Annotated in this window: 7 protein-coding genes; 6 read left to right on the top strand and 1 reads right to left on the bottom strand. The window is 63.7% G+C overall.

Annotated elements, in window-relative coordinates; genetic code table 11:
* The first annotated feature begins 1 nt into the window (after position 1).
* The 4 genes from KHB019_RS08830 to KHB019_RS08845 all read left to right on the top strand — a co-directional run bounded on the left by KHB019_RS08830 (position 2) and on the right by KHB019_RS08845 (position 3,993).
* Positions 2–1,447: an ADP-ribosylglycohydrolase family protein gene (locus tag KHB019_RS08830; RefSeq protein WP_337458706.1), complete on the top strand. Its 1,446-nt coding sequence runs from the start codon at positions 2–4 to the stop codon at positions 1,445–1,447.
* Positions 1,444–1,755 carry a hypothetical protein gene (locus tag KHB019_RS08835; RefSeq protein WP_337458707.1) on the top strand — a complete coding sequence of 104 codons (312 nt, stop codon included), beginning with the start codon at positions 1,444–1,446 and terminating at the stop codon, positions 1,753–1,755. The genes KHB019_RS08830 and KHB019_RS08835 overlap by 4 nt, the downstream gene beginning before the upstream one ends.
* A 7-nt stretch (positions 1,756–1,762) precedes the next feature.
* Positions 1,763–2,071, top strand: coding sequence for a hypothetical protein (locus tag KHB019_RS08840; RefSeq protein ID WP_337458708.1), 309 nt, complete (start codon positions 1,763–1,765; stop codon positions 2,069–2,071).
* A gap of 284 nt (positions 2,072–2,355) precedes the next feature.
* Positions 2,356–3,993: a pentapeptide repeat-containing protein gene (locus tag KHB019_RS08845; protein ID WP_337458709.1), complete on the top strand. Its 1,638-nt coding sequence runs from the start codon at positions 2,356–2,358 to the stop codon at positions 3,991–3,993.
* Between the two features lie 163 nt (positions 3,994–4,156).
* Here the strand turns inward: KHB019_RS08845 and KHB019_RS08850 are convergent, their stop codons facing one another.
* Positions 4,157–7,630, bottom strand: coding sequence for a TM0106 family RecB-like putative nuclease (locus KHB019_RS08850; RefSeq protein WP_337458710.1), 3,474 nt, complete (start codon positions 7,628–7,630; stop codon positions 4,157–4,159).
* Positions 7,631–7,870: 240 nt separating this feature from the next.
* On the opposite strand from KHB019_RS08850, the gene KHB019_RS08855 reads away from it, so the two are divergent.
* Positions 7,871–8,476 (top strand): DUF1819 family protein, encoded by a 606-nt coding sequence (locus tag KHB019_RS08855; RefSeq protein WP_337458711.1) that lies wholly within the window; start codon positions 7,871–7,873, stop codon positions 8,474–8,476.
* Positions 8,473–9,075 carry a DUF1788 domain-containing protein gene (locus KHB019_RS08860; RefSeq protein ID WP_337458712.1) on the top strand — a complete coding sequence of 201 codons (603 nt, stop codon included), beginning with the start codon at positions 8,473–8,475 and terminating at the stop codon, positions 9,073–9,075. The genes KHB019_RS08855 and KHB019_RS08860 overlap by 4 nt, the downstream gene beginning before the upstream one ends.
* Position 9,076: the final 1 nt, after the last annotated feature.

Below are 9,076 nucleotides of genomic sequence, written 5' to 3' on the forward strand. Positions count from 1 at the left end.
CATGAGTCTCACAAGCATCCAGCTCGACCGGGCGATCGGCACCGTGCTGGCATCCGCCGCCGGCGATGCACTCGGCTCCCAGTACGAGTTCGGCCCCGCGCTGCCGGACGACACGACCCTGCTGTTCGGGCAGGGAGCGTTCGGGCATGGCCCCGGCGAGTGGACGGATGACACGAGCATGGCCATTCCGATCCTCGACGTACTCGCCCGCGGAGATCGTCTCGACGACGTCGTCTCACGCGAAGAGATCGCCGGACGGTGGATCGAGTGGGCGCGCACCGCGAAAGACGTCGGCGCCCAGACCCGCTCGGTGCTGTCCCGTGTCCCCGCGAGCTTCTCCGAGGAGGATGTCCGCACGGCCTCGCGTACCCTTCACGAACGGACGGGTCGCAGTGCGGGCAACGGAGCTCTGATGCGCACCGGCCCTGTGGCGCTCGGCTATCTGAACCGCCCGGTCACCGACCTCGCGGATGCCGCGCGAGCGGTGTCAGAGCTCACTCATTGGGAAGCCGACAGCGCTTCGGCGTGCATCATCTGGTCGGCTGCGATCCGCCACGCGATTCTCACGGGCGAGCTCGACGTACGAGGACAGCTCCCTCTACTCCGGGATTCGGATGCCGCACGTTGGAGCGCCCTGATCGATGAGGCGCTTGCACCAGGTGCCCATCCGCGCGACTTCAGGCAGAGCAACGGGTGGGTGGTTCGGGCGTTCCAGGGCGCTCTCGCGGCAGTCGCAGGAGCGGCCTCGCTTACGGATGCCGTCGAGCGCGCGGTCCGCGGAGGGAACGACACCGACACTGTGGCTGCGATCGCGGGCTCGCTTGCTGGAGCACTGTGGGGCGGATCGGCGGTGCCGCTGAGTTGGAAGCGGAAGCTGCACGGCTGGCCGTGGTACACCGCGAACGACCTCGTGCGTCAGGCGGCACTCGCAGCCCGGGGAGGCCAGGCAGACGGCGAGGGCTGGCCGACAGCCGATCGCCTGGCGCAGCCCGGTCACGCATCGCGCGGTACCTTCGAGCAGCATCCGCACGACGATCGGGTATGGATCGGATCCCTCGCCGCTCTCGACCGCCTGCCCATCGATATCGATGCCGTCGTATCGCTGTGCCGCGTCGGCGCGGCGCAGCTCTCGGAGGAGGTCGAGAGCGTTCAGGTCTGGCTCATCGACCAGCCTGCCCGCAACGCGAACCTCGACCTCGTATTGGCCGACGCAGCGGATGCTGTAGCCGCACTTCGCGCGGAGGGGAAGATCGTCTTCCTGCACTGCGCCGAGGGGCGCAGCAGAACCGCGGCGGTATCGACGCTGTACGGCGCTCGACATCGCGGCATCCCGTTACACCGCGCATGGGACGACATCCGCGGAGCGCTGCCGGAGTTCGCCCCGCAGCAGTTCCTGCGCGACGCCGTCAGCCGCATCATGAACGATCAGAAAAAGGAGACATCATGACCACCTACGAGTCCGCGAAGAATCAGGACCCGACGCTGTACTGCGCATACTTCGGCGGTCCGCGCGACGGTTTCAAGACCGGCGACCTGCCCACCGTCATGTCGGGAAAGAAGCTGACCGGGACCGTGTCGAAGGTGCCGCTGAGCGAACCGCATCAGTTCAGCCTGTTCGCCGTCTACGAGTGCACGAGCGAGACGCAGGTGGACGGCTTCTGGATCTTTACTTACCGCGGCATGGAAGGTCCGAACGGGGAAGCGCTCGTTGCGGCGAAAGCGACGCCGAAGCACATGCCGATGCCGATGCCATGATCAAACCATGACCGGCCATGTTTTCGTGATCCAGGGCGATATCCGACGATTCGCCTGCGACGCGTACCTGCACGCCACAGATCGCGACCTACGCAAAGGCGGCGGTTGGGAGAACTCGGCACCGGATGCGGTGAACCGCCTCGACGTCGGTCACGTGCCTGACTTCAAAGCAGAGCGCCGCTACACGCTGCCGTTGCTGGATCGGTCCGGCCTCGAGAATGAGCCGAAGGCGCGCGAGCGTCCCGATGCCCTCGCGCTGTCAAGCAACGGCCAGCTCGTTGTCATCGAGCTGAAGCGAGGCTCAGAAGCCTACTGAACCCCGGCACCTCTGGCAGGAGCACTCGAACGTTGGGCACCGATGACTCTCGATAGACCACGATCCGCTGCTACCGGATTCGGTCGGGGAGACGGTCAGCGACATCCGACGGACGAGCGCCCCAGACCGACCATGCGAGCGTCGCGTTCGGGCTGCCGGCGGGTGGGTGAGAGAGCGAACGCACGGGTGCCCGGGTAGTTAGCCTGTGTCAGCCGCGAGTTCTCACGAACGATGCCGCGGCTGCAGACAGCACGATGGACTCTCATTCATGCCACTATGAATCCGTGAGTCAGCAAGCGCCTGCGGGATGGTACCCGGACGGAAGCGGAAACCAGCGGTACTGGGACGGTGCGGCATGGACTGAGCACCTTCGGACGCCGTCTCACCCAGACACGGGAGGCACCGGCGCGATCAATGACTACCGGAACCGCACGTTCCGAGGGAACGATCTGGACGGCGTCGACCTCAAGGGTCTGGATTTCACCGGTTCCACGTTCATCGATCTCACTTGGTCCGGGCGCGACCTGACCGAGGCGATCCTCGACGACACCCAGTTCATCGGCGGAAGCCTCATGAAAGCGTCGCTGGCGTTCACCTCAATCAGCGGTGCACGTCTCGAGGGCGTGGACCTCCGCGGTGCCTCGCTCGAAGGCGCCGTCATTTCTAGAGCACGCTTCGCCGAGGTAGATCTCACCGCCGCGGATCTGACGATGATCCGCATGAGCGACTCGGTGATCGACGGCGCCCGGGTGGACAGGGCATCGTTCCGGTTCGCCCGGCTCGTCGGTTCCGGGTTCAACTTCATCCGAGGCGAGGCTGCGGACTTTCGGGAGGCGGTGCTAGACGAACTCACCTGGGCGGACGAGGGCACGCTGGACATCGTCCTGCCGATCGTGAACTTCTCGGGGGCGAAGATCCAGGGAATAACCTGGCCGGGAGCCCGGCTGGACGGGGCAAACTTCACTGCGGCATCGGTCGACCGCGCCGTCTTCGCCCACGCGGATCTGTCAGATGCCGATTTCACGGACGCGGTGCTGTCGAACGTTATCTTCGACGATGCCGACCTCTCCCGCGCCGACTTCACCGAATCGTACGCAGCGCCTTCGCCCGCGGCAATCTTCCTCATGCCCGCCGAACCGCGCACAGCGCGGTTGCGGGACGTCGGCTTCCGCGGCGCGAACCTGACCAACGCACGCCTCAACGGGGCGATCCTCCTGCGCTGCGATCTGACCGATGCCAATGGGGAAGCCGCAGAGTTTCAAGGGACGCGATTCGACGAGTGCGTCCTCGAGGGCGTCCGCTGGACCGAAGCGGCACCCGGGTGGCTCACATCGGATGAGGAAACCCGAGCCGAGATGTTCGCCAGCTTCATCGAGGATGGTATCGCTTTGCCGTACGTGCCCCTAGAAGAGGACTTCGACATCGTGTGGGGAGAAGGGATGCTGTTCCACAGTTCCGCATGGAGCGGTGTGACCGCTAACGACCTCTATACCTTCGACGCGATCACCAATCGGCTCCGTGCGGACGAGGTGACCGAGGGCTTCGCCGTGTCCATGGGTGGGCACGGCGCGAACTCGTACGCGTGGACCTGGGCGTGTTCCGAGAACGACTTGCGAGCGACAGTCCAGATCGGTCGCGGACAGGTCTACCGTGACGCTGGGGACGTTGCCCGCCGGTGGGACGAGGCGATGCGCGGGGTGAGCCGAGTGTTCGAGCTCAACCGGCCGCTTCTCCCGGGACCCCTGGCCGTCGAGTTCAGTGACATCCGTCAAGTGGCTTGTTGGCGATGGATCGCGGACAAGCCATCCGCCCTTGCCGGGACCTCGACCGCTGCGCAGGAATGGCAAGGTGATCACACCAACGTCAAGGCGTTCTTCGACGACCTCTACGAGTACCTACAGCGGGTTATCAAGGCACCCTGACTCCTATCGACTCTGGAGCATTAGCTCCGCGAGTTCTACATCACACGCGGTGAGTGCTCGAAGGGATGCTGACTCTGACGTGGCGACAGCTCGCTCGGCCGGTGTCGTCGATAACGAGAATCGGTTGCCCGAATGAGTCGGCGGTGACGGTACCTTCCATCCGTCAGTCGTTGCCATCTGCTCCGACCAAACCGATAAAGGCGCTGAGCTCCTTCACACCGCTCACACTCGCAGGCAAGTGCTCTACGAGTGCGGGTGAGTAGACGATCCACGAGGCCCACTTCGCCCGCGAGATCGCGACGTTCAGACGGTTCCGGTTGATGAGGAATTCCATCCCTCGCGGCACCTCGGCCGCGTCGGATGCCGCGAGAGAGACGATGGCGATGACCGCCTCACGCCCCTGAAACTTGTCGACGGTACCCACCGGTACATCCGCGAGGCCTGCGCGTCGAAGGGCGTTCACGATCAGCTCACGCTGGGCGTTGTACGGCGTAATGACGATGAAATCCGACTCACCGAGCGGGTCGCCCTCACGCTCGTCAGAGGGAGAGGTCCATGATCGGCCGATGAGGTCCTGCACGATCGAGACGACGGCGTCTGCTTCGGCTTGAGAGGACACCGAGCTGCCCCGATGCGCGATCGGCGCGGTACGGAGGCCGGGAGCGATCCCCTCGAGGGCCCGGCCCCGCGTTGACTCGTGCGCCTGCAATCTACCTCGATAGGAGAGGCGAGAGACAGGATCCGTCAGCTCCTGCACCATGCGCCTCGTCGTCGGGAGGAAGTAGCCGTGCGCAGCCGGCATCACATCGGCACCGCGCATGATCCATCCGAGCGCCGACTCGTCGATGGGCTGAGGGTGTGACCCCTGAGTCACTTGAGGCAGCTGCTGCGGATCGCCGAGAAGGAGGGCGTTGCTCGCTGCTGCGACGGCTGCAATTGTGTTGGCGAGGGAGAACTGACCTGCCTCATCGATGACAAGGAGATCGAGACTCATACGCGCGATCTGGTTCGGATTAGAGAAGGCCCAGACCGTGCCGCCGATCACATATCCTGCGCCAGAGTGCTCGCTGATCCATGCTGCGATCCGCGCAGAGTCCACGTGAGTATGTCCCCGTCCGCAGTCTTCTCCGATGTGGACCACCCGATCCGAGGAGACGCCTGCGTCGACGACGCCCTCGAGGAAGTTCCCAATAACTGCGTGTGACTGGGCCGTGACACCGATCGCGAGGTCATCTGCCAGCGCCGCGATGGCGCGAGCTCCGACGTATGTCTTCCCGGTACCTGGCGGGCCCTGCACCGCGAGGTACGACCGATCGAGATCGCGTATCGCGGCAGCGAGGCCTGCAGGATCAAGTTGTTCGATAGCACGAAGACTGCCGGTCCGCGTGCGCGGAGGCACCCTCCGCAGGATGTCAGACGCCGCGCCCATGGGCCAGTCAGGGTATCGGTCCGCGACGTGGCCGGCCCATTCGAAGATCGCCACACGCTGGCTCTTGGAGGAGATCGGGCCGCCTGGGACAAGCGCCATCGGCAGCTCTGAGTGCGGATCATGTCCCGTTTTGAGAACTTCCTCGACGGAGAGCCCATCCTCTCCGACATTAGTGATCCTCACTTCGCGCGGGATTCTTGCACCGGGGTCCTCGATCCCTCTCGAGAGGCTGCTGTCAGGCTCGTATAACAAATAGGCACTCGCGCGATCACCAGCCCTAAATGCTGACCCCGGAGCCGCAGACCCGCGGAGCGTGAGCCCCCTGCGCAGGTTTCGCTGCTGTCCCTCCTTGTACCAGTCCCGGTCGACCGTCACCGTGTGGACATCAAATACTCCACGGGTGTCGACCCAATCGTCGAGCGGCTGCAGCAGCCGAGCGAAGTGCTCCCACCACTGCTTCTTGTCCTCTCTGACGTGGTACCCAACGGCGGCGGCCGCCAATGCGAGCGCCAGACGGTCTGGGTCATCGTGAAGGGTCGCCAGATCGCCAGCCATGCCGTTGAGACGCCGGGCGAGCTCCGCTTCCGCGACGGCGTCTGCACTCGGCTCCCGGGGTTGACCACTGGGCGATGATTCATGTTGACCGCCGTCGCTCGCAATCTGCGATCGGAGCCATTCGTCGAGACGCAGAGTCGAGCGGCAGTCGTACTCGTTGTATTCGGCGATATCCCTCAGCTTGCGGTCGAAAGCGTCATAGTCGCCGCGCTCGCGCAGTTCGATCGCACGCGCGTATTCGACGATCGAGTCGCCGGCAGTGGTGACGCCCTCGTCATCCCGCAGATCGTCGCCCATGTACAGGGGCTCGAGCTTCTTGATCGAATAGGACGGCGAACCCACCCTGATTGAACCTCGGACGACAGGGTAGAGATCAACGAGCACGTGCTGTCGGAAGAGATCGTCGATGACGTCCTCGCCGTATCCATGCCGAATGGCGAGACTCGCGAGGTGCGTGCGCTCGTACGACGCGTAATGGTAGACGTGCATCCGAGGATGCTGCGATCGCCGAGTCGTCAGATAGTCGAGGAACTCCCGCAGCGCGACGGCTTCCTCGGCGAAGTCATGAGCCCAGAACGCGCGGAAGGTGCCATCCGCTTCGACGAGCCCGAAGAGATAGTCGAGGCCCCACACACTGCCGTCGCCTTCCGTGTACAGCGGGTCGCCTTCGAAGTCGAAGAAAATGTCTCCGGCGTCTGACGCTGGAAGCGCAACGATCGGCGCCGCGTCGATGATCTCGTACGGCGGCTCTTCTCCGACCACTGCCCTGAGCTGAAGTCGCGCCTGCAGTCGCAGCGACGCGAGCGTGCGCAATCCGATCCCCGGAATATCGCCCTCGGACGCCGCGAGCTCTGTCACCGACTCGACGCCGGCACTCCGGAGCTTCTCGCGTTGACTGCGCGTGAGACCTGCGACCTTCAGCACATCGTCGGACGCATTGATCTCGGCCGCGCAGTGCTCGCACGAGCCACAGATCGAGAACCGCTGGTCGCCCCAAAGAATCGGTAACCCCGAGACACCCTCCTGATCTCGCAATCGAAGGATCGTCTTCAGCCGCCGACGCCGGACTCGGTAGATGGGGAGGAGCTCCTCGACCCGATGATGCGATGGCTCTCCATTGCCGAGAAGGAGCGTGACCGTGTCGTCGACGTCGACGCCGGCCCTCGTAAGTTCTTCGGCGTACGCGGCGAGCTGCAGCACCGCGGTGACTTTCTCCGAACGCGCGAGCTTGGTGTCCTCGACTCGATACCGTTCGTCAGGCTGGCGAGTGATGAAGTCAGCGAAGCCGACGAATGCGGTGCCGCCCTCAACGTCCTCATCGAACATCGTCGCTTGGAAGACGACATCCGCTCCCTGTTCCAAGGCCCGCAGCGTCGCCTCAGCGGCGAGTCGCAACGCATTCCTCGTGAGCGGATCAGGCCGGTCAAACGACGCCACACCGTCACCGAAAAGCTCGCGGTACCGCTCCAGCACTCGCTCTTCATGAGCATCTCCGAGACGCGACGTCCGCTCGAGAAGGGCATCCGGCTCCGCCTCAACTCTTTCGGACCGACCGCGCAGAACATCGAGCTTCCGCAAGAACGCGAACTCGCACTTCGAGGCGAGTGTGAGATCGCTGGCGCTCGTCACGAGCATGTCATCAAGAAGGAACACGGACTCTCCTCTGCACCGGGGCGGTCATGATCGGATGCTATCGGCTCAGAGTGTTGCGCCGGACAGGAAGCGGCGAAGACAGAGGACGCGCGTTACGCCTGTTCCTGTCGCGGCGTCCGATACGATCGGCTGGGGCGGGGACGTCAGGAAGCGGTTCTGTTCCTGACGAGAGATCACAAATGTCGTAAGTCACCCGTAGACTGACCGACTTTCTGATCCAAGGAGGGGAAGGCTGTGAGCGTGACACGGGACAAGTCTCAGCGATACAGGCTGTCGTTCACGACCGGCCGCCTGTTCTTGCAGAACGCCTCCCCTGCAGCCGACATGTATGGTCGCGTTCGTGACTGGCGGGATGTGCGCGCCGCAATTGATGCGAATAACCTGCTCCAGAGCCGGGCATCCCGCAGCGCAACTCGGATGAGTGGCGAGCTGGTCCAGCGTCTTCAACAGCTCACGGACTCGGAAGTAGAGCTCCTTTCGATCGCTGTGGCAGAGGAACGTGCGCACCTCATGTGGGTGGCGACCTGTCGCCGATACGCACTCATCGCCGAGTTCGCAGAAGAAGTGCTTCGTGAGCGCTTCCTCCAGTTGGCTGCGGATGTGCTGCCAGAGCACTTCGACTCGTTCATTCGCGGAAAGGCGCTGTGGCATGGCGAGCTCAGTGAGGTCACGCCGAAGACCATGCAGAAGCTTCGCTCGACATCCTTCCTGTTGATGCGCGACGCGGGTCTCACCGATGACGGCGGCAGAATCATTCCCGCAGTCCTTTCGACACGGGTGCTTGACGAACTCGTGAAGCAGACCCCAAGTGACGTTCGGTTCTTCCCGACAAGGCAGGCAGTATGACGAGCCAAGAGGTTCTCGAGCAAGAGAAGCACCTTGTATCGGTGCTCAGCAGCAGACGATTTCGGGAGATGGAGGGACTCGGCAACGAAGTGCCGTTCTTCATCTACCCCTATGACCCCGAAGACTCCCTTGCGGTCGCGGCCGCGAAGAAGCGCCTCAAGAACAGGCTGAAGAACGACCATGGCGTTACCGTTCTGGAGGTCAACCTCTACGACCTCGCGATTGAGTTGCTCCAGGCGCGAGGCGTCTGGGAGCGGCTCCTGAAACTCGAGGCGGAGCAGGGGAAGGATGCTCTCATCAAGCCGCTGCAAAACATGCTCGATCCAGGTTCGAAGCTGATCCCGGCGATCAAGGAGCGGCTCGATAGCGCCTCGTACGACATCCTCTTTCTCACCGGCATCGGCGAGGTATTCCCGTACATCCGCTCGCACAACGTGCTGAACAACCTGCAGACCGTCGCGACGAGCAAGCCGATGCTCGTGTTCTTCCCCGGCGACTACAAGCAGTCCGGCACCGCCGGTTCTTCGCTCGTGCTCTTCGGGCGACTCAAAGACGACAACTACTACCGGGCGTTCGATATCCGGGATCGGGAGGCCTGAC

The sequence above is a fragment of the Microbacterium sp. KHB019 genome, from assembly GCF_037285405.1.
GTDB lineage: Bacteria > Actinomycetota > Actinomycetes > Actinomycetales > Microbacteriaceae > Microbacterium.

Bases quoted from the DNA above. Each gene is read 5' to 3' on its own strand.
- KHB019_RS08840 (WP_337458708.1), top strand. From the start codon at position 1,763: ATGACCGGCCATGTTTTCGTGATCCAGGGCGATATCCGACGATTCGCC.
- KHB019_RS08835 (WP_337458707.1), top strand. From the start codon at position 1,444: ATGACCACCTACGAGTCCGCGAAGAATCAGGACCCGACGCTGTACTGC.
- KHB019_RS08830 (WP_337458706.1), top strand. From the start codon at position 2: ATGAGTCTCACAAGCATCCAGCTCGACCGGGCGATCGGCACCGTGCTG.
- KHB019_RS08860 (WP_337458712.1), top strand. From the start codon at position 8,473: ATGACGAGCCAAGAGGTTCTCGAGCAAGAGAAGCACCTTGTATCGGTG.